Annotated in this window: 18 protein-coding genes; 8 read left to right on the plus strand and 10 right to left on the minus strand. The window is 71.1% G+C overall.

Going from position 1 to position 19,220, the window contains the following annotated elements; all coding sequences use genetic code 11:
• Positions 1-25: 25 nt before the first annotated feature.
• Both ACZ6S4_RS17740 and ACZ6S4_RS17745 read right to left on the minus strand, forming a co-directional pair.
• Entirely contained in the window at positions 26-2,326 is a 2,301-nt protein-coding gene (locus tag ACZ6S4_RS17740) for a non-reducing end alpha-L-arabinofuranosidase family hydrolase (protein WP_465475967.1), read from the minus strand.
• Positions 2,327-2,624: 298 nt separating this feature from the next.
• Positions 2,625-3,440, minus strand: coding sequence for a pectate lyase (locus tag ACZ6S4_RS17745; protein WP_465475968.1), 816 nt, complete (start codon positions 3,438-3,440; stop codon positions 2,625-2,627).
• An 82-nt stretch (positions 3,441-3,522) separates the two neighbouring features.
• Here ACZ6S4_RS17745 and ACZ6S4_RS17750 point away from each other — a divergent pair, with 82 nt between their 5' ends.
• The gene (locus ACZ6S4_RS17750) at positions 3,523-4,707 is read left to right on the plus strand and encodes an MFS transporter (RefSeq protein ID WP_465475969.1); all 1,185 of its coding nucleotides are present in this window, start codon (positions 3,523-3,525) and stop codon (positions 4,705-4,707) included.
• Here the strand turns inward: ACZ6S4_RS17750 and ACZ6S4_RS17755 are convergent.
• From ACZ6S4_RS17755 to aceA, 3 genes are all read right to left on the minus strand, one after another.
• Complete coding sequence (locus ACZ6S4_RS17755; RefSeq protein WP_465475970.1) at positions 4,661-6,139, minus strand: mannitol dehydrogenase family protein; 1,479 nt, start codon at positions 6,137-6,139, stop codon at positions 4,661-4,663. The genes ACZ6S4_RS17750 and ACZ6S4_RS17755 overlap by 47 nt on opposite strands.
• A 181-nt stretch (positions 6,140-6,320) precedes the next feature.
• Entirely contained in the window at positions 6,321-7,922 is a 1,602-nt protein-coding gene (gene aceB / locus ACZ6S4_RS17760) for a malate synthase A (protein ID WP_465475971.1), read from the minus strand.
• On the minus strand, positions 7,922-9,226 hold the full coding sequence (gene aceA, locus ACZ6S4_RS17765) for an isocitrate lyase (RefSeq protein ID WP_465475972.1): 1,305 nt from the start codon (positions 9,224-9,226) through the stop codon (positions 7,922-7,924). The genes aceB and aceA overlap by 1 nt, the downstream gene beginning before the upstream one ends.
• A 110-nt stretch (positions 9,227-9,336) precedes the next feature.
• Between aceA and ACZ6S4_RS17770 the strand changes: the two genes are divergently transcribed.
• Complete coding sequence (locus ACZ6S4_RS17770; RefSeq protein WP_465475973.1) at positions 9,337-10,788, plus strand: helix-turn-helix domain-containing protein; 1,452 nt, start codon at positions 9,337-9,339, stop codon at positions 10,786-10,788.
• Between the two features lie 130 nt (positions 10,789-10,918).
• Positions 10,919-11,095 (plus strand): hypothetical protein, encoded by a 177-nt coding sequence (locus tag ACZ6S4_RS17775; RefSeq protein ID WP_465475974.1) that lies wholly within the window; start codon positions 10,919-10,921, stop codon positions 11,093-11,095.
• 23 nt (positions 11,096-11,118) lie between these two features.
• Here the strand turns inward: ACZ6S4_RS17775 and ACZ6S4_RS17780 are convergent, their stop codons facing one another.
• Positions 11,119-11,595: an RrF2 family transcriptional regulator gene (locus ACZ6S4_RS17780; RefSeq protein ID WP_465475975.1), complete on the minus strand. Its 477-nt coding sequence runs from the start codon at positions 11,593-11,595 to the stop codon at positions 11,119-11,121.
• 72 nt (positions 11,596-11,667) lie between these two features.
• Between ACZ6S4_RS17780 and ACZ6S4_RS17785 the strand changes: the two genes are divergently transcribed.
• Together ACZ6S4_RS17785 and ACZ6S4_RS17790 are read left to right on the plus strand one after the other, a co-directional pair.
• A complete protein-coding gene (locus ACZ6S4_RS17785) occupies positions 11,668-12,147 on the plus strand; it encodes a cupin domain-containing protein (protein ID WP_465475976.1) in 480 nt (159 codons plus the stop codon).
• Entirely contained in the window at positions 12,144-13,514 is a 1,371-nt protein-coding gene (locus ACZ6S4_RS17790) for an MFS transporter (RefSeq protein WP_465475977.1), read from the plus strand. Before ACZ6S4_RS17785 ends, ACZ6S4_RS17790 begins: the two co-directional genes overlap by 4 nt.
• A 13-nt stretch (positions 13,515-13,527) precedes the next feature.
• Here ACZ6S4_RS17790 and ACZ6S4_RS17795 read toward each other — a convergent pair whose 3' ends face one another.
• The 4 genes from ACZ6S4_RS17795 to ACZ6S4_RS17810 form a co-directional block, all read right to left on the minus strand.
• Positions 13,528-14,139 carry a hypothetical protein gene (locus ACZ6S4_RS17795; RefSeq protein ID WP_465475978.1) on the minus strand — a complete coding sequence of 204 codons (612 nt, stop codon included), beginning with the start codon at positions 14,137-14,139 and terminating at the stop codon, positions 13,528-13,530.
• Positions 14,136-14,321: a hypothetical protein gene (locus ACZ6S4_RS17800; protein WP_465475979.1), complete on the minus strand. Its 186-nt coding sequence runs from the start codon at positions 14,319-14,321 to the stop codon at positions 14,136-14,138. The genes ACZ6S4_RS17795 and ACZ6S4_RS17800 overlap by 4 nt, the downstream gene beginning before the upstream one ends.
• Positions 14,322-14,397: 76 nt before the next feature.
• Positions 14,398-15,216 carry a polysaccharide deacetylase family protein gene (locus tag ACZ6S4_RS17805; protein ID WP_465475980.1) on the minus strand — a complete coding sequence of 273 codons (819 nt, stop codon included), beginning with the start codon at positions 15,214-15,216 and terminating at the stop codon, positions 14,398-14,400.
• An 83-nt stretch (positions 15,217-15,299) separates the two neighbouring features.
• A complete protein-coding gene (locus tag ACZ6S4_RS17810) occupies positions 15,300-16,559 on the minus strand; it encodes a sensor domain-containing phosphodiesterase (protein WP_465475981.1) in 1,260 nt (419 codons plus the stop codon).
• A 114-nt stretch (positions 16,560-16,673) separates the two neighbouring features.
• Between ACZ6S4_RS17810 and ACZ6S4_RS17815 the strand changes: the two genes are divergently transcribed.
• The 3 genes from ACZ6S4_RS17815 (at position 16,674) to ACZ6S4_RS17825 (ending at position 19,208) form a co-directional block, all read left to right on the plus strand.
• On the plus strand, positions 16,674-17,627 hold the full coding sequence (locus tag ACZ6S4_RS17815; protein WP_465475982.1) for a hypothetical protein: 954 nt from the start codon (positions 16,674-16,676) through the stop codon (positions 17,625-17,627).
• A 220-nt stretch (positions 17,628-17,847) separates the two neighbouring features.
• Complete coding sequence (locus tag ACZ6S4_RS17820) at positions 17,848-18,594, plus strand: lytic polysaccharide monooxygenase (RefSeq protein ID WP_465475983.1); 747 nt, start codon at positions 17,848-17,850, stop codon at positions 18,592-18,594.
• 71 nt (positions 18,595-18,665) lie between these two features.
• Positions 18,666-19,208 (plus strand): DUF305 domain-containing protein, encoded by a 543-nt coding sequence (locus ACZ6S4_RS17825; RefSeq protein WP_465475984.1) that lies wholly within the window; start codon positions 18,666-18,668, stop codon positions 19,206-19,208.
• Positions 19,209-19,220 lie beyond the last annotated feature (12 nt).

Here is a 19,220-nt window from a genome sequence, read left to right on the forward strand (position 1 = left end):
CGAGCCCGCCGATGGCGTCTCTTTGTCAGCGTCGCAGCGTCAGCAGACCCGGCCGGTACGGCAGCAGCCCGTAGTCGCCGCCGGAGCTCGGCGAGCGGCCCTGGTAGAGCAGCTGCAGGTTGCAGGGGTCGACCGTCATCGTCTGGTCGGCGTTGGTGCGGATCAGCTCACCGTGGCTGATGTCGTTGGTCCACGTCGCACCGCTGTTGGCCTTGCCCGCGAACGGGTTGCTCTCGGTCGCGGCCTGCGGTGTCCACGAGCCGTTCAGGCTGCTGGCCGTGAAGGACCGGAAGTAGCGGCCGTTCGCGCCGATGGCTTCGACGATCATCAGGTACTGGTTCTGGCCCTGGAGCTTGTAGACCTGGGGCGCTTCGAACAGGTTGTTCTTCGTGTCGCTCATGACCACGGTCGACGTCGAGCCGAAGCTGCCGGGGAAGTTCCCGATCGGCATGCTGGCCCGGTAGATCTTGCCGTTGTCGCCGGCGAAGAACAGGTACATGTTCGTGCCGTCACCGATCAGGGTCTGGTCGATCGGCCCGGTGTCGGAGCCGGTGATGGAACCGGTGAACAGCGGCTGTGCCGCCGACCAGCTGTTGGCGTTGGCCGGGTCGGTCGACGTGCGGTACGAGAACGCGGTCGGGCCCCACTGGTGGGCCAGGACCCAGATGTTCTTGGGTGCGAAGTAGAACAGCGACGGCGCGACGGTGCCGGCGTTCATCGTGTTCTGAGCGGCCGAACCCAGCTCGGAGAAGTTGTTGACCAGGCCGAAGTTCATCGAGCCCCACGAGGTGCCGGTGTCGTGGGTGGTGGCGTACACGAGCTGCTTGCCGTTGTAGGGCACGGTGGTGAAGTCCTTGAGCGACACCCAGCCCGACTTCGGGTTGGCCAGCTGACCGGTCGAGTTCCACCGGTACGACGACGGGAGCGCGCAGGCGGCCGGGGTCGTCGTGGGCGTGGTGGTTCCGCCGCCGGAGCCGGTGCACGAGGTGATCCGGGGGCGGGCGGTGGTGTTGCCGTTGAACATGGTGGTGAAGCCGAACGCGTTGCCGGAGCCGTTGGACTTGATCGTCATGACGGTGCCGCCGGCGTCCCAGGTCGCGGTGCCGTTCCAGACGGAGGAGACCTTCTGCGGCGCCGTGAGGGTCACGACGACACTCCAGTCGCTGGCTCCGGTCACGGTGACCGTGGAGTTGTACCGGTCGCCCCAGGCGGTGCCCGCGGTCAGCGTCGCGGTGCAGCTGCCTGAGCCGGAGGCCGGCGGAGTGGTCGGGGAGGTCGTCGGGGTCGTCGTGCCGCCGGCGTTGAGGGCGTTCAGCACCGAGGTGTAGGCGGCCTTCTTGTTGCCCGAGCCGTCGAACAGCAGCGGGTTCTCACCCGGACGCCAGGAGTCGCTGTCGCGGATGCCCCAGGCGGTGATGCCGGTGCACCGGGCCACCGCAAGGCACGCCTTGGTGACGGTGGCGTAGATGGTGGCCTGGTTGCCGCCCTGCGCGATGTCCAGCTCAGTGATCTGCACGTCGACGCCGAGGTCGGCGAAGCGTTGCAGGTTGGCCTGGTAGGTCGAGTCGATGCCGGTGCCGAGGTGGGACTGGAAGCCGACGCAGTCGATGGGCACGCCGCGGGACTTGAAGTCGCGGACCATGTTGTAGATGCCGGTCGACTTGGCGTTGATGCCGTCGGTGTTGTAGTCGTTGTAGCAGAGTTTGGCGTTGGGGTCGGCGGCGCGGGCGGCCCGGAAGGCGGCTTCGATCCAGTCGTTGCCGGTGCGCTGCAGGTTGGAGTCACGCCGGGCGCCGCTGCCGCCGTCGGCGAAGGCCTCGTTGACCACGTCCCAGGCGTAGATCTTGCCCTTGTAGTGGGTGGCGACCTGGGTGACGTGGTTGATCGCGGCGTTGCGCAGGGCGCTGCCGGACAGCGACTGGGCCCAGCCGGGCTGCTGGGCGTGCCAGAGCAGGGCGTGGCCGCGGACCTTGGCGCCCATGGCGACACCTTGGTTGAGGATGCGGTCGCCGTTGGTGTACGTGAACCGGCCCTGCGACGGTTCGGTGGCGTCCCACTTCATCTCGTTCTCGGGCGTGACCGAATTGAACTCACTGGTCAGGATCCGGGTGTAGGTCGCATCACCCAACCGGCCGGCCGCGATCGCCGCACCGAAGTAACGGCCCTTCTGGGCGGCCGAGGCGCCCAGCGTCGTGGCCGCGTCGGCGGACTGGGTGTAGACGACGCTCAGCCCGGCGGCGACCAGGCCGGCGACGCCTGCCGCCACCAGCACGATCCGCCGTCGCGGGGCTCGACGATGGGCGGGTGGATGAACAGACGCAGTCATGACGTGCCTCTCGGGAAAGGGAAGTCGCGCGAAAAAGGAGAGGATCGCGCGCCGAGAATGCTGCCACGGCAATCCGCGAACATCAACCGGAGAGCAATTTTCAATAACGAAAAGAATGACTTTCCCGAAGCCGTCGACGAAACGCATTTAAGGAAAATCAAAGGTGGGTAGCCGCAGGTGAGGGTTGTTCTGAGGCGACGAAAAAGCCGTCTGCCGATAATGCGGCAGACGGCTGCGAAAAGCCAGGGCCGGGCCGGCGCGGGGAGGCGCCGACCCGGCTGATCCGGTGCGGGGGTGGTTACTTGTAGGTGATGTCCGAGGCGCTGAAGAAACAATTCTTGCCGTCCGCGCCGGAACCGGTCTTCGGCGGCTCCGCGCCGGTGTTGTTGCCGGTGAAGCGGTCGCAGATCGCGATCTTCTTCTTGCTATCCCCGACGATCGTGATGCCGGAGAACGTCGCCGTGTCCCCGAAGTTGGTGTTGATGCCGGCCAGGGACTTGCCCGGCGCGCTCGCGGTGATGTTCTGCAGCACCACGGTCCGCTTGTACTGCGTCTTGCAGTTGCCGCACGAGCGGTAGAGCTTGCCGAAGTCGCTGACCTGGAAGTTGCGGACGGTCAGCGTGCCGCCGCCGTTGTGCTGGAAGACCTTGTCCGAGGCCGAGCGGGCGCCGCCACCGTCGACGGTGTAACGGGCCGAGGTGCCGCCCTTGAACGTGGCGGCGTCCTCGCCGACGTCCTCCCACCAGACGTTGACCAGGGTGCACGAGCCGCTGCAGTGCACGCCGTCACCGGCCGGGGCGCCGATGATGACGTTCTTGAGGGTGGCGCCGTCGGCCAGTTTGAACATCGGGTCCTGGCTCTCGCTCTGACCGCCGTCGCCGATGCCGAAATACCGCTTGAGGCCGCCGTCGAAGGTGCCCGAGACGTTGGTCGTCGCGCTGACCTTGACCAGGCCCTTGGCGGACGGCCAGGCCGTGGCGGCCGAGGCGTTCTGGGTGAAGGCGACCGCGGCGACGCCGAGACCGCAGGCCAGGACGGCCGCGATGGCAGTGCCCCGCCAGCGCCGGACCCGGCCGGGAGAACTCTCGGGAGATGTGGGGGACGACGTATCCATACCCGTCCAGTGGCCGGTGGCACCCGGGAGGTTGCCGCGCGTCGCAAGATTTCTTCGCCGGTTCCGCGGGTAGGCCGAGGACATGGCTGCGCCCGGCGTCCTCACCCGATACACGACCGCGGCCGCCCTGGCGCGGCTCGCCGACGAGGGCAGCCGGGTGGCGCTGCTGCTGCATGTGCTCGCGGTCGGGCGGGGCGCGGCGTTCGGCGGCCTGCTGATCGGTGCGCTGATGGTGCCCCATGTGCTGGCGGCGCCGCTGGTGGGGGCACTCGCCGACGCTGTCCGCCGGCGCCGGTTGCTGTACGTCGGAGGGCTGCTCGGATTCGCGGCCGGCGTCACCGGTGCGGCGCTGCTCGCCGACCCGGCCCCGGCCGCGGCGTTCGTGGCGGCGGTGCTGGCCGGCTGCTGCGCGCCGCTGCTGATCGGTGGTCTGTCCAGTCTGCTCGGCGAGCTCGCCGGCGATCGGCTGCCGCGGGCGTTCGGTCTCGACGCGACCTCCTACAGCCTGGCCGGCATCGTCGGCCCGGCCCTGGCCGCGGTCGTCGCCGGCTGGGCTGGGGCGCTGTGGGCGGTGGCCGTGCTCGCGGTCTCGTGTGCGCTCGCCGCGGCCATCGTGGTGACGCTGCCGGTGCCCGACCGGACCCGGCCGAGCGCCCCGCGAAACCGGGGGCAGGCGCTCAAGGCGCTGTGGCGGGAGCCTCCGCTGGCCGCTGTCACCGCGGCCAGCACCGTCAGCCAGCTGGGCTTCGGCGCGCTGCCGATCGTGGCCGCGCTGCTCGCCGCGGGCCTGCACGATCCGGCGATGACCGGCCTGACGCTGTCCGCGTTCGCGGCCGGCAACCTGGTCAGCTCGCTGGCCTACGCCCGGCTGCCGGTGCGCCGGCTGCGTCCCGAGCGGCTCATGCTGGCCGGGCTGGTCGCCATGAGCGTGCCGTTCGCGGTGCTGCCGCTGGTCGGCGGGCGCTGGCCGACCCTGGCCCTGTTCGTGGTCGCGGGCCTGATCAACGGGCCGTTGTTCGCGTCGTTGCTGGTCGTCCGCGACCGGGAGGCGCCGCCGGAGGCGCGGACCCAGGTCTTCACCATCGGGGCCGGGCTCAAGGTGACCGCCGCCGCGGCCGGGGTCGCCCTCGCGGGCCTGGCCACCGGCCACGGCACGACCGTCCTGCTGCTGGCCGTCGCGGCCAGCCAGCTGCTGGCCGGCGGCCTCGGCGCCGCGCTGCTCAGGAGGCGCCGGCCAGCTCCTCGAGTGTCGCCCGCGCTCCCTTGAGGTGCAGCGAGGACAACACCGAGCGGTACGCCGAGACGAACCGCTCGTTGTCGATCAGGTCCCCGAACAGGTCCCGGTCGGCGATGAAGGCCAGCGGGTCCGCACTCTGGCGCTGGGCCGCCGCGGTCAGGGTGTCCTTGAGCCGGTCCACCACCTCGATCGGGTTGCCCTGCTCGTCGACGCCCTCGGCGTACCGGGCCCAGCTGGCCACCACGGCGGTGGACCGCAGGATCTCGCCGCCGGTCTCGAGGTTGTGCCGGATCACCGGCAGCAGCCACTTGGGGATGCGGTCGGAGCTCTCCGCGCAGAGCCGGGCCACGGTGTCCCGCACCTGGGCGTTGGAGAAGCGGTCGATGAGCTGGTGCTTGTACTCGTCCAGGTCGATGCCGGGCACCGGCTCCAGGGTCGGCGTGGCCTCGCGGTCCATGTACGCCAGCAGGAAGTCGGCGAACAGCGGATCCTGGGCCACGTCGTGCACGAGCCGGTAGCCGGCCAGGTAGCCGAAGTAGCAGAGCGCCTGGTGGCTGGCGTTGAGCAGGCGCAGCTTCATCAGTTCGTACGGCTCGACGTCGGCGACCACCTGCACGCCGGAGTCCTCGAACGGGGGCCGGCCCAGCGGGAACACGTCCTCGAGGGCCCACTGGGTGAACGGCTCGCACACCACCGGCCAGGCGTCGTCCACGCCGAACCGCTTGCGGACCTCCGCGCGGTCGTCGTCCGTGGTCACCGGGGTGATCCGGTCGACCATGCTGTTGGGGAAGGCGACGTGCTGCTGCACCCACGCGCCGAGCTCCGGGTCCCGCAGGGTGGCGAAGGCGACGAAGCTGCGCCGGGCGGCGTGCCCGTTGCCCTGGATGTTGTCGCAGCTCATGATCGTGAATGGCGGCACCCCGCGCTCGCGCCGCCGGGCCAGCGCCGCCGTGATCAGCCCGAAGGTGGTGCGCGGCGGGTTGCCGGGCGTCAGGTCGTGCCGCACGTCCGGGTTGTCGGCGACGAAGTCACCGGTGACGGCGTTGAAGTTGTAGCCGCCCTCCGTGATGGTCAGCGAGACGATGCGCACCTCGGGTTCGGCCATCTTCTCGATGACGGCCTCGGGGTCGTCCGGCGCGAACAGGTACTCCTTGATCGAGCCGACGACCCGGGCCTCGAGGGTGCCGTCCGGCGCCTTGACGACCAGCGTGTAGAGGCCGTCCTGGGCGTGCATCACCTCGGCCATGCGCCGGTCGGCCGGCATCACGCCCACCCCGCAGATCGCCCAGTCCAGCGCCCGGCCCGCGCTCATCAGCCGGTCGAGGTACATCGCCTCGTGCGCCCGGTGGAAGCCGCCGACGCCGAAGTGCACGATCCCGGTCCGCAGCGCGCCGCGGTCGTAGGACGGGACCGGCAGCCCGGCGGGCAGGGACGACAAGTTCTGGGCATTGAGGGGCAGCATCGGCATGTCCTCCCAGCGCTGCTCTGACGGGCTCGGAGCCCCAGCATGGCATCCCGGGAGGCCCGTTGCCGGGCCCGGCGCGGCAGCACCTTTCTCACCGTCCGTCAACACGGGCACACGCGCCGCGCAAACGGGCACGGCCCGGTGGCGGATCGCCACCGGGCCGTCCCAATGCTCCCGGTCAGACCGGCAGAACCGCCGCCGGCTTGAGGCTGCCACCGGTCATGTGCCGCAGGTACGCGGGCAGAGTGAAGAATTCCGGGCAGGTCCGCTCGGAGAGCAGCACGGTCAGCAGGGTCCGGGCCTGACCGAAGCACCGGGCCGACTCCTCGTCCAGCGCCCCGGTCTCGGCGAGCACGTCGAGCTCCTCGCGCAGCATCCGGGTCACCAGGCCCGCGGTCACCGGCACGCCGTAGTCGGTCGGGGTGCCCGTCGAGATCCACTGCCACAGCTGGGTCCGGCAGATCTCCGCGGTCGCCGCGTCCTCCATCAGCCCGCCCAGCGCCACCGCGCCGCGCCCGCCCAGCCACGCCGCGACGTACCGCAGCGCCACGCTGACGTTGGTGCGCAGCGCGACCTCGCTGACCGTGACGGCGCTCGACTTGACGTCCAGCAGCTCCTTGGCGGTGACCCGCACGTCCTCGCGCCTGCGCACGATCTGGTGCGGCTCGAAGCCGAGCCACTGGTCGAAGACCTCCCGGCAGGTCTGCACCAGGCCGGGGTGGGCCACCCAGGAGCCGTCGAAGCCGTCGCCGACCTCGCGCCGCTTGTCCTGGCGGACCTGGTTGAGGGCCCGCTTGGCGGCCACCGGGTCCCGGCTGGGCACGACGGCGGCCATGCCGCCGATCGCGTGGGCGCCGCGCCGGTGACAGGTCTTGACCAGCAATTCCGTGTACGCCCGCATGAACGGCGCCGTCATCGTCACCTGCGAGCGCTCCGGCAGCACCACGTCCGGCCGGTTCTTGATCATGCTGAACAGGTAGTCCCAGCGGCCGGCGTTGAGTCCCGCCGAGTGCTCGCGCAGCTCGTACAGGATCTCCTCCATCTCGAAGGCCGCTGTGATCGTCTCGATCAGCACCGTCGCGCGGATCGTGCCGCGGGGGATGCCCAGCAGGTTCTGCGCGAAGACGAAGACGTCGTTCCACAGCCGGGCCTCGAGGTGGCTCTCCAGCTTGGGCAGGTAGAAGTACGGGCCGCTGCCGCGCTCGATCTGCTTGCGCCCACAGTGGAACAGGTACAGGCCGAAGTCGAACAGCGACGCCGAGACCGCCCGCCCGCCGATGCGCACGTGGCACTCGGGCAGGTGCCAGCCGCGGGGCCGGACCATGATGGTCGGCAGCTCGGTGCCGATCCGGTACTCCCGGCCGTCCGGCGCGGTGAAGTCCAGCGTGCCGTCCAGCGCGGCCCGCAGGTTGCGCTGGCCTGAGACGACGTTTTCCCAGGTCGGCGCGGTGGCGTCCTCGAAGTCGGCCATCCAGACCTTGGCGCCGGAGTTCAGCGCGTTGATCGTCATCTTGCGTTCCGGCGGGCCGGTGATCTCCACCCGGCGGTCCATCAGGTCCTCGGCCGGGGGCGCCACGGTCCAGGTGTCGTCGATCCGGACCTGCCGGGTCGACTCCAGGAAATCCAGCTCGGTGGTCCGGGTGGCCCGGCGGCGCCGGCGGCGGTCCAGCAGCTGGACCCGGCGCGCGCCGAACTCACGGTCCAGCGCCACCACGAACTCGATCGCCTCGGGGGTCAGGATCTCCGGGTACTCGGAGGGGGCGACGGTGACTTCTTCCATCAGAACTGCTCCGCTTCGGTCGAGCCGGACAGCGCGGTGGTGGAGCTGTCGGGGTTCAGGGCCGTGGAGACGGCGTCGAAGTAGCCGGTGCCGACCTCGGCCTGGTGCTTGGTTGCCGTGTAACCGTTGGCCTCGGCCGCGAACTCGGCCTCCTGCAGCCGCACGTACGCGCTCATGCCCTCGGTGGCGTAGCCCTGGGACAGCTCGAACATCGAGTGGTTCAGCGCATGGAAGCCGGCCAGTGTGACGAACTGGAACTTGTAGCCCATCGCCCCGAGCTCCTTCTGGAACCGGGCGATCGTGGCGTCGTCGAGGTTGCGCTTCCAGTTGAACGACGGCGAGCAGTTGTACGCCAGCATCTTGTCCGGGTGCACCTTGTGCACGGCCTCGGCGAACGAGCGGGCGAACTCCAGGTCGGGCTTGCCGGTCTCGCACCAGATGAGGTCGGCGTAGTCGGCGTACGCGACCCCGCGGGCGATGGCCGCCTCCGGACCGCTGCGCACCCGGAAGAAACCCTCGGCGGTCCGCTCGCCGGTGAGGAACGGCTTGTCACGCTCGTCCACGTCGGTGGTGAGCAGGTCGGCGGCCAGCGCGTCGGTGCGGGCGATGATCAGGCTGGGCACCCCGGCCACGTCGGCGGCCAGCCGGGCCGCGTTGAGCGTGCGGATGTGCTGGGCGGTCGGGATGAGCACCTTGCCGCCGAGGTGGCCGCACTTCTTCTCCGAGGCGAGCTGGTCCTCCCAGTGCACGCCGGCCGCGCCCGCGGCGATCATGGCCTTCATCAGCTCGAACGCGTTCAGCGGCCCGCCGAAGCCGGCCTCGGCGTCGGCGACGATGGGCGCCAGCCAGTCGCGATCGTGCTTGCCCGCCGCGGTGTCGATCTGGTCGGCCCGCAGCAGCGCGTTGTTGATCCGGCGCACCACCGCCGGCACCGAGTTCGCCGGGTAGAGGCTCTGGTCCGGGTACGTGTGCCCGGACAGGTTGGCGTCGGCGGCGACCTGCCAGCCGGACAGGTAGATGGCCTTGAGCCCGGCCCGCACCTGCTGCACGGCCTGGCCGCCGGTCATGGCGCCGAGCGCGTTGATGTACTCCTCGTCGTGCAGCAGGTCCCACAGCCGGCGGGCGCCCCGCTCGGCCAGGGTGTGCTGCTCACTCACGCTGCCGCGCAGCTTGACGACGTCGTGCGCCGTGTAGCTGCGGGTCACGCCCAGCCAACGGGGATCGCCGGCCCACGCCCGAGTAAGTTCCACGGCGGTGCTGCGCCCGCTGTACTTGGCCCTGACTTCGGTCAGCTGATCAGTCATGTCTGAAGCCCTTCCGTTACGGCAGAACTTCACTCTGATCGAGCGCACAACCCCTCCTGAAGGTGTTTGTGAGGAGAAGAAGTGCAGAAATTCTGCTAGCGTCAAAACGCATGACGGCTTCACCGACCGACGCGACCGTTGACCTCGTGACTCTGGGGCAGCGGCTGCGGCACCAGCGGCGGGCCAAGGGCATGACCCTCGACCAGCTCAGCGCCGCCGTCGGCCGGGCGCCCTCGCAGCTCTCGCTGATCGAGAACGGCAAGCGGGAGCCGAAACTCAGCGTGCTGCAGGCGATCGCGGGCGCTCTGGGCGTACCGATGCAGGAGCTGCTCCGGCCGGAAGCGCCGAGCCGGCGCGCCGGGCTGGAGATCGAGCTGGCCCATTTTCAGCGGGAACCGGCTTACACGGCCCTGGGTCTGCCGGTCGTGCGCGGCGGCCGGCGGCTGCCCGCCGACGCCCTGGAATCGCTGATCGGCCTGCACCGCGAGCTGACCCGGCTGCTGACCGAGCAGAGCGCCACCCCGGAGGTGGCCCGCCGCGCCAACCAGCAGCTGCGCGTCGAGATGCGCGAGCGCGACAACTACTTCGACTACATCGAGCAGGCCGCGGCCAAGGTGCTGGAGTCGGTGCGGCACACCACCGGCCCGCTGTCCCAGCGCGGCATCCTCGACATCGCCGCCCACCTCGGCTTCTCGTTGCACTACGTGAACGACCTGCCCGGCTCCGCGCGCTCCGTGACCGACCTGCTCAATCACAAGATCTATCTGCCGCAGGTGGCCAGCGGCAAGGGCCACGATCCGCGCGCGGTGGTGCTGCAGACGCTCGGGCACTTCGTGCTCGGCCATCACGACCCGGCGGACTACGGCGACTTCCTGCGCCAGCGGGTCGAGGTCAACTACTTCGCCGCGGCGCTGCTGATGCCGGAGAAGTTCGCCACCGACTTTCTGCGCGAGGCCAAGGCCGACCGGGCGCTCGCGATCGACGACTTCCGCGACGCGTTCGGGGTCTCCTACGAGACCGCGGCGCACCGCTTCACCAACCTGGTCACCCACCACTTCGGCATCCCGGTGCACTTCGCCCGGGTGCACGAGAGCGGCACGGTCTACAAGGCGTACGAGAACGACGACGTGCGCTTCCCGACCGACGTGACCGGTGCGATCGAGGGCCAGCCGGTGTGCCGCAAATGGGCGTCACGCACGGTGTTCGCGGCCGAGGACCCGTACTCGTCGTTCTACCAGTTCACCGACACCGGCAAGGGCACGTACTGGTGCACGGTGCACGTGGAGTCGACCCGCTCGGGGGAGTTCTCGGTCACGGTCGGGACGCCGTACCAGCATGCCCGCTGGTTCCGCGGCGGTGACACCACCCGCCGTACCGTGTCGGCCTGCCCGGACCCGACCTGCTGCCGCCGGCCGCCCGCGGAGCTGGTGGACCGCTGGGCCGGGCAGGCCTGGCCCAGTGCCCGGGTGCACTCGCACCTGCTGGCCGCCCTGCCGCCCGGCACCTTCCCGGGCGTCGACGCCCAGGACGTCTACGAGTTCCTGCAGCGCCGCGCCCAGTGACGGCGGCCCGGCCCGGCATTCGTGCGCGTTGTGTGGAGATCCTGTGCGGAGTCGGCCCGGGCGGTCACCGACGGGCCGTGCCGGTGATGAGATCGCATCGTCGGCACTCGCCGCCCCGGAGGGAGACTCCATGACATACGCCCTGGCCGTCGTCGCCGTTCTGCTCGGCGTCGCCGCATTCGTGTACGGCGGAGCCGACGACTCCCCAGGTCTGCAGCTGCTGGGCGCCCTGCTCGTGATCGGCGCGATCGTCCTCGTGGTGCGGACGGTGCGGCGCAGTCAGGGCAGGTCGAACGGCTTGCGGTAGACGCGGAAGTCCACGGGGGCAGCTCAGCGCAGCTCGGCGATCCTTGCCCGGGTGTCCGCCGGGGAGTCGGGGTGCAGGCGCTCGACGTCGGCCCGGATGTCGGCCAAGGTCCGGCCGGCCAGTTCCCGCCGCCAGGCCAGTTCGGCACCGCGCATCGCCTGGGCCAGGGTGCACGACTGCCGATAGTCGACGCCTGTGTGTACGCCCGGGCCTCTGCGCAGGATCTGGTCGCAGCGGAACAGCTCCTCCGGCCCCTCGATCGCGGCCACGATGTCCAGCAGCGAGACCGCGGCCGGGTCCCGGGCCAGCCGGAAGCCGCCGCGCGGGCCGGAGACCGACGTCAGGATCCCGGCCCGGACCAGAGCCTGCAGCTGCTTGTTCAGGTAGGCCGGCGGGAGCTCGTAGAAGGCCGCGAGGGTGCCGGTCGGCACCGGGGCGTCGACCCAGCTCAGGTTGAGGCACGTGTGGAGGGACCATTCGACGCCCTGACTCATCCGCATGGTCCTGGACTTTACATGTCCAGGATTCCGTGCCTATCCTGGACCCCCAACATCCAGGAACGGGGAACGACCATGACACTGGTACGCGCGGCGCAGGCAGAGGTCCTCGACAGCGACCCGGCCGGCGTGATCACCCTGCTGCTCGACCCCGAGCACACCGGCGGCGCCCTGACCAGCAACCGCACGCTGCTCAAGCAGGGCACCGACGGGGCTCCGCCGCACCGGCACACCCGCTCCGGCGAGCTGTTCTTCGTGCTCGGCGGCGCCCTCGAGGTGCTCGTCGGCACGGAGCTGCAGACCCTGCACGAGGGCGACGCCCTGTTCGTCCCGCCGGGCACCCCGCACGCCTTCGCCCCCGCCGACGGGCACGACGCCGACTTCCTCGTGGTCATCACGCCCGGCAAGCCGCGGTTCGACTACTACCGGCTGCTCGACGAGGTGCACCGCGGTGAGGCGACCTGGTCGCAGGTCGGCGAGACGCAGGACCGCTTCGACAATCACTACGTGGACAGCCCGGTATGGGCGGCCCGCCGGCAACAGGTCCGGCGATGACCGGCCCGGGGCGTCGCCGGGCCGCCCTGGCGCTGCTGGCGTTCGCCATGCTGATCGTCTCGCTGGACCAGTACATCGTGGTGGTCGCGCTCCCGGACATCCGGCGTGACCTGGGCTTCTCCGCTCAGACCCTGCAGGCCGTGGTCACCGCCTACGCCGTCGCGTCCAGCGGCTTCCTGCTGCTCGGTGGCAGGGCCGCCGACCTGCTCGGCCGCCGCCGGGTCCTGGTCACCGGGCTCGCGCTGTACGCGGCCTCGGCCCTGGCCGGCGGCCTCGCCCGCAGCCCGGAGATGCTGCTGAGCGCCCGCGCGGTCCAGGGTCTGGGCGGTGCCTTGGTCTTCCCGACGACGCTGGCGCTGGTCAACGTCACCTTTCCGGAGGGCCGGGCCCGCAACCGCGCGCTGGGCGTGTGGGGCGGTGCGGGCGCGGCCGGCCTGGTCCTCGGCGTCCTGCTCGGCGGTGTCCTCACGCGCGCGTTCGGGTGGCCGGCGGTGTTCCTGATCAACGCACCCTTGGCGGCCGCGGCGTTGTTGCTGGCGTTCCCGCTGCTGCCGGCCGATGCCCGGCGCGCCGAGGGGCGGTCGTTCGACCTGCTGGGCGCGCTCAGTGCCACCGGCGGCATCACGCTGCTGGTGTTCGCGCTGGTGAGGGGGCCGGAGACCGGCTGGGCCTCGCCGGTCGTGCTCGGTCCGGCGTCAGCCGGGCTGGCGTTGCTCGCCGCGCTGGTCGTGATCGAGCGGCGGGCCGCCGACCCGCTGGTGCCGCCAGGGCTGCTGCGCCGCAACGTCGTCGCGGCGGTCGGGCTCGCGGCGATGTTCGCGGCGACCTTCGGCTCGGTGCTGTACTTCCTGTCGATCTACTTCCAGGACGTGCGCGGCTACGACTCCCTGCGGACCGGCCTGGCCTTCCTGGTTCCCACTGCCGTGGTCGTGACCGGCTCCACGGTGGCGGGTCAGGTGGTGACCCGCTTCGGCCTGCGGCGCACCCTCGTCGCGGCGCTGGTGGTGGGCGCGGCGGGTGCCGCGGCGCTGGGTCCGGCGATGACCGAGGACAGCTCGTACGCCGCACTGCTGCCTGGACTGGTCGCACTCAGCCTCGGCGACGGGGTGGTCTTCACCGCCATGTTCATCGCCGCCGCCACCGGTGTCAGCGACCGCGAGCAGGGCATCGCATCGGGGCTTGCCTCCACCGGATCCGGGGTCGGCGCCGCGCTCGGCCTGGCCGTCCTGGTCCTCGTCGCCCAGCACGGCATCCGGGCGGCGGTCCTGACGGTCGCGGCCGGGATCGTGCTCACGGTGCTGATCGCCTCGGCCCTGCGACCGGCGACCACCGAGTCCCGGCCACCGATCCTCATGCGACCCTGCTGAGCCCGACCCGGGTTCAGGCGCGGCGCTGGGCGACGCGGGCAGTGCCGCGCGCCTGGCCCGGGACGACGGCCTGGGGCACCGGTATCCCGGCGCCGAGCCGGATCACCAGGGGAGCGTCGAGGAGGTCGCTGTGCTCCAGCAGGGTGTGCTCCTCCCACGACAGCCGGACGTCGGCCGAGCAGCGCGCCACCCGCACATGCGCGAGGCGGCCGGCCCGTACGGTCGCCGCCAGCCCCTGCACGGTGAACGTCACGGACAGGCACAGCCGCAGCTCGTACACGCGTTCCTGGTCGACGAGCACGTCGAGGTGCGGGTCGTAGGTCAGCCGGACCAGGTGGTCGTCCAGCGTGACCAGCCGGGTGACGTCGGCGTCGGCGGCCGTCTCCCGCGCGGCGGCGACCAGGCAGTGGTAGCCCATCAGCCCGGAGAGCAGGATCGAGCCGAGGTCCTCCTCGAGCAGGCCGCCGGCTGCGGCGGAGAGCTCCGCGCCCAGCGCTGCCCGGGCCGGGCCGGAGAGATGGCCGGGGATCGCACCGAGCGCGGCCTCGACCGGACCGCCCTCGGTGAGCTTGCGGGTCAGCGTCGCGTCGTCGGCGCCGAGGAAGTCGCGCAGGTGGCCGGTCACGATCCCGCCTCCTCGATCGTCGTCCGGCCCACCGCGGCGTGCCGGACCACGGAGATGGCGATCTCCGGAGCTGCGGTCCGCGCGGTCACCACCGCCGTACGGCTGCCCGGCTCGGCGGCCACCGTCACGTGCTGTCGCAGCCACCGCCGGCCCCTGGGCAGACGGATCACACCGGACCTCATAGCGACCATCTCCTCGTGATCACTATGCGCACGTCCGGCAAGGTTCCCGCGCGTTGAGTCGTTGATCCGCTCGTGTTCAGCCGTGGATGTAATCCTCCAGGAGGGCCGGCGTCAGTCCGGCCTTGTGGATCGCGCGCAGCGCCGCCAGGAAATCCCGCACGAAGGCCGGCCGGAAGTGCATCAGGATGATGTCGCCCGGCTGGACCCGGTGACCCTCCTGGTAGCGCACCTTGCCCTTGTGGACCGTCTCCTTCCACATGAACGCGGCCTTGATCCCGCAGTCGCGCGCCGCCCGCAGTGTGGTGGCGTCCTTGGTGCCGAACGGTGGCCGGAACAGCACCGGCCGGCGCTGGTAGCGGTGACCCAGCCGGTCCGCCGAGCCGCAGATCTCGCGGTGCTGGAAGGCGTACGACTTGCCGCGCAGCTCGGTGTGGGTGATCGTGTGCGCCTCGATGACCGCGCCGTGCTCCTGCAGGCGCGCGAAGTACGCCTCGTCGTCGTGGATGGCGTCGGTGGTCAGGAACAGCGTGACCGGGACGCCGGCGGCCGCCAGCAACGCCGGCGCCTCCGGCACCTTCAGGTAGCCGTCGTCGATGGTGATGAAGGCGACCGGCTGCTGCGTCGGGATCCGCGACAGGTACGGCACACTGCCCGACGCCGGCAGGGTGATCGGCACGGGCGGCGGTGCCGGTGGAAAGACAGGTATGTCGGCGGAGGTCCAGCCCTTGCCCCCGGTCGGCGCCGCGGGCGCCGTCACGAGCTGTTCGATCGGCGGCGGCGAGGGCGAGGCACTGGCCGAGGGCACCACCTCTGGCGCGCCGGAGCCGGCCGAGCAGGCAGCCAGGGGCAACCCCAGCAGGCAGACGACGGCGGTGGCGAGGGCTCGGCGGGGCATCGGCAAGATCACATGGGCAAGCTAGAGAACGCCCGCAACCGCACTCGGTGACCCCGGCGTCGCGGACACCGCAACCGATCTGGTCAGACCGTCAGCAGGTGCGGGATCCGGCCCGGGTCGGTCGGGGCCAGCAGATGCAGCAGCGAGCGGGCCGCCGCGATCACCAGCGCCCGGTCGTACGTGGTGGCGAACACGAACCGCCGTTCCGCCTCCGGCCCGGTGTCGCCGAGGTCGCGGGCGACCAGCGCCGCCGCCTGGTGCGGGCCCACCACCAGCACGTTCCACTCGCCGCGCAACGCGTCACCGGCGGTGAAGTGGGCGCCGCGGACGCCGGGCGCCGGTTCGTCGCTCAGGCCGGTGCCCAGCGCCGCCACCATCGGGCTGCGCTCGGCGATCGCGGCGTACCGGCGGGCGGTCGCGCGGGTGAAGTGCCGGGCCTCCTGGAAGCAGGCGAGCAGCACGGGCGGCTGGTGGCTGTCGCGGGCCAGTGCCTCCAGGTGCTTGCTGATCGGCATCAGCGTCGACTTGGTCGTGACCACCGTGGGGCGCCGGGCCGCGACGATCTCGAACGGCGTCCCGCCGGCCGGGCCGCCCATCGCCGGCCGCAGCAACGGCAGGTGGGCACCCGGCGGCGCGGGAACGGGCGGCAGGGGACCGGGGCGCCCGTACAGCCAGCCCTGGCCCACGGTCGCGCCCATCGTGCGGGCGATCGCCTCGTGTTCCGCCGTCTCCACCCCCTCGGCGAGGATGGTGGCCCCGCTGGTCTCGGCGTACGCCGCGACGGCAGCCACCACGTGCGAGGTGTGCGGATCCTGCGGGGCGTGCAGCAGGCTCATGTCCAGCTTGACGACGTCCGGATGCACGAACGGCATCAGCGCCAGCGACATCGGGTCGGCGCCCACGTCGTCCAGGGCCACGCCCCAGCCCGCCGCCCGGCAGCTCGCCGTCGCCGACAGCAGCCCGGCCGGGTCCGCCGCGATCGCCCGCTCGGTCATCTCGGTGACCACGCGCAGCCGGCTCTGCGCCCGGGCCACGACCGGAGCCAGGTCCTCGGGGCAGGGCGTGTGCCACGCCGTCGGCTCCATGTTGACGAACAGGGTCTGCTCCAGGCCGGCGTCCAGCGCGGCCCGGTACGCCGACGCCCGGCACACCCAGTCGAGCTCGTTGTCGCGTCCGGCCGCGCGGGCCGCGGCGAACAGCGTCACCGGCGACTCCCAGGGGCTGCCGGCCGGGCCGCGGCTGAGCGCCTCGTAGCCGAGCACGCGCCGGGTGGCGATGTCCACCAGCGGCTGGAAGACGGAGGTCACGGCGCGGCCGTCGATGACGTCATGGATGTTCCGCACGTCTTCGACATCGGCAGCCCGGGCGGAGGTCTGAGGAGTTGGATCGAGGTTAATACGAATTACCTTACTATCAGTGGTTCTATTAGCAGCCGGCGGCCGCTTAGCGTCACGGACATGAATCGACGCACCCTGTTGAAAGGTGCCGCTGCCGGGCTGGCGGGCACCGCCGTCGCCCCCGCCGCGGCTCAGGCCGCTCTGCCGGCCGGCATGCCCACCTACACCTACCTCCGTGACGCGCTGACGCTGCCGCTGAACTACAACCCGACCGGGGAGTTCATCTTCCCCTGCATCCGCGGCGTCTACGACAAGATCAGCGGCGCCCGGGCGCGGTACTACCTCTACTACGCGCCGCACGAGAAGCCGGGCGGCATCTGTGTCGCGTACGCGAACTCGCTCGCCGGGCCGTTCACCGAATACTCCGCCAACCCGTTGATCGACAATGTCCTGCCCAGTACGACGGTCAGCCATGTGTCGTCCCCGCACGTCATCTGGGACGCCGCCACCCGGCAGTTCTTCTGCTACTTCCACGGCGAGAACACAACCACCCGCGTGGCCCGTTCCGCGGACGGCATCAATTTCCGGGACGAGACGCCGATCCTCAGCACCCGGCTGGTGCCGGGCACGTCGGAGACCTCGTACGCCCGGGTCTTCGAGCACACCCTGCCCGGGCGCGGCAACAAGTACGTCATGGTCTTCATGGGCGTGAAGAGCGGGCGGCGGATCTTCTACGGCTGGTCACCCAACGGCTGGGACCAGTGGCAGTTCAGTCCCACCCCGCTGGTCAACCCGGAGGGCGACGGCCTCACCGACATCGCCGCGCCGGCGCTGGTCAAGCGCAACAACACGACGTACGTGGCGTACCACGGCAACGACGGCAGGATGCGGATCACCGAGGTCGGCAACGCCTTCGACCGGGAGAACCATCTGGGTGTCTTCTACAGCCCGACCGCCTCCGACAACGGCCGCGCCGCCGCGCCGTCGTTCGGCACCGACGGCGGGACGCCGTACATGTTCTATGAGGCCGGGCCGCGCCTGCAGGCCCGGATCTGCATCGCGCGCGCCGGCTGACGCCCAGAGAGCGCTCCCTTTCCCGGTGGTATCGAAAAACTTCGTTGGCTCTCTTTACTGTTAACAAGCTTTAACTTACGTTGGGCGTATCGCCGACGGAGCTTCCATCCATCGGGCAATGTCGATACCGACCGGGTTCTCCGGCGCGGTGCCGGCGTGCCCGCGGCAGGCCGGGTTCCCCCAAACTCCGGCCTGCCGCCCCCATGAAGAGGAGCGCTTCATGAGAAGAAGAACCACTCTGCCGCTGCTGACCGTTGCCACGGTCGGCGCCTCACTGTTCGTCGCCGTCGCGCCGGCCTCGGCACACGGCTACATCTCCTCACCGCCCAGCCGGCAGGCCAACTGCGCCCGCGGCGCGGTGGCCAATTGCGGTGACATCATCTACGAGCCGCAGAGCGTCGAGGCGCCCAAGGGCTCGACGCAGTGCAACGGCGGTGGCAGCCGCTTCGCCGTCCTCAACGACAACAGCCGCAACTGGCCGGCCGCCAGCGTCGGTTCGTCCGTGACGTTCAACTGGGTGCTCACCGCCCGGCACTCCACCAGCACGTGGGAGTACTTCATCGGCGGTACCCGGCTGGCCTCCTTCAACGACGGCGGCGCGCAGCCCGGGGCCACCAAGTCGCACACCGTCAGCATGGGCGGCTTCACCGGCCGGCAGACCGTGCTGGCCCGGTGGAACATCGCCGACACGATCAACGCGTTCTACTCCTGTGTGGACGTGAACATCGGTGGCGGTGGCGGCAACCCGCCGCCCACCACGCCGCCGCCGACCACCCCGCCCACCCAGCCCACGACGCCGCCGCCGACGACCCAGCCGCCGGCCGGTGGCACCTGGCGGGCCGGCACCGCGTACTCGCCCGGCAACGTCGTCACCTACGGCGGGGCCTCGTACAGCTGCCGGCAGGCGCACACCGCGCTGGCCGGCTGGGAGCCGCCGAACGTACCGGCTCTCTGGTCCCGCATCTGATCCACGCCCCGCGGACGGGTCCACGGCCACCGGCGTGGACCCGTCCGTCCGGCACCGGAGGAGGTGTCACCGTGCGTCGTCTGGCCACCGCCCTGCTGATGCTGATCACGCTGGCCGGCTGTGCCGCCGATCCGGCGCAGCCGCCACCACCGGCGTACAACAACACCGACGTGATGTTCCTGCAGATGAGCCTCGACTACATCCGCCAGGGTGAGCAGGTCGTCGCGCTGGCCGGGCGGCGGGCCACCAACCCGCGGGTGCGCACGCTGATCAACGAGCTGGGCGGGCAGTGGCAGAGCGAGGCGGCCACCATGGGACGCTGGCTGACCGGCTGGCAGCAGCCGCCGTCGGCCGACCCGGCCGCCGGCGCCCACGCCGGACACGGCGACCTGCATTCGCTGCGGCCCGCCGACATCGCCGAGCTCGAGGCCGCCCGCGGCGCCGACTTCGACCGTACGGCGGTCAGCCTGCTCCTGGGCCACCTGCACAACTGTGTCGAGGTGACCCGGATGGAGGTGACCGGTGGGCAGTACCCGCCCGCCAAGGCCCTCGCCGAGACGATGACCGCCCAGCGGCAGTCGCAGATCCAGGCCATGCTCGCCCTGGCCGCCTAGGCCGTCCGGCCC

This window comes from Actinoplanes sp. NPDC051405 (assembly GCF_055586185.1).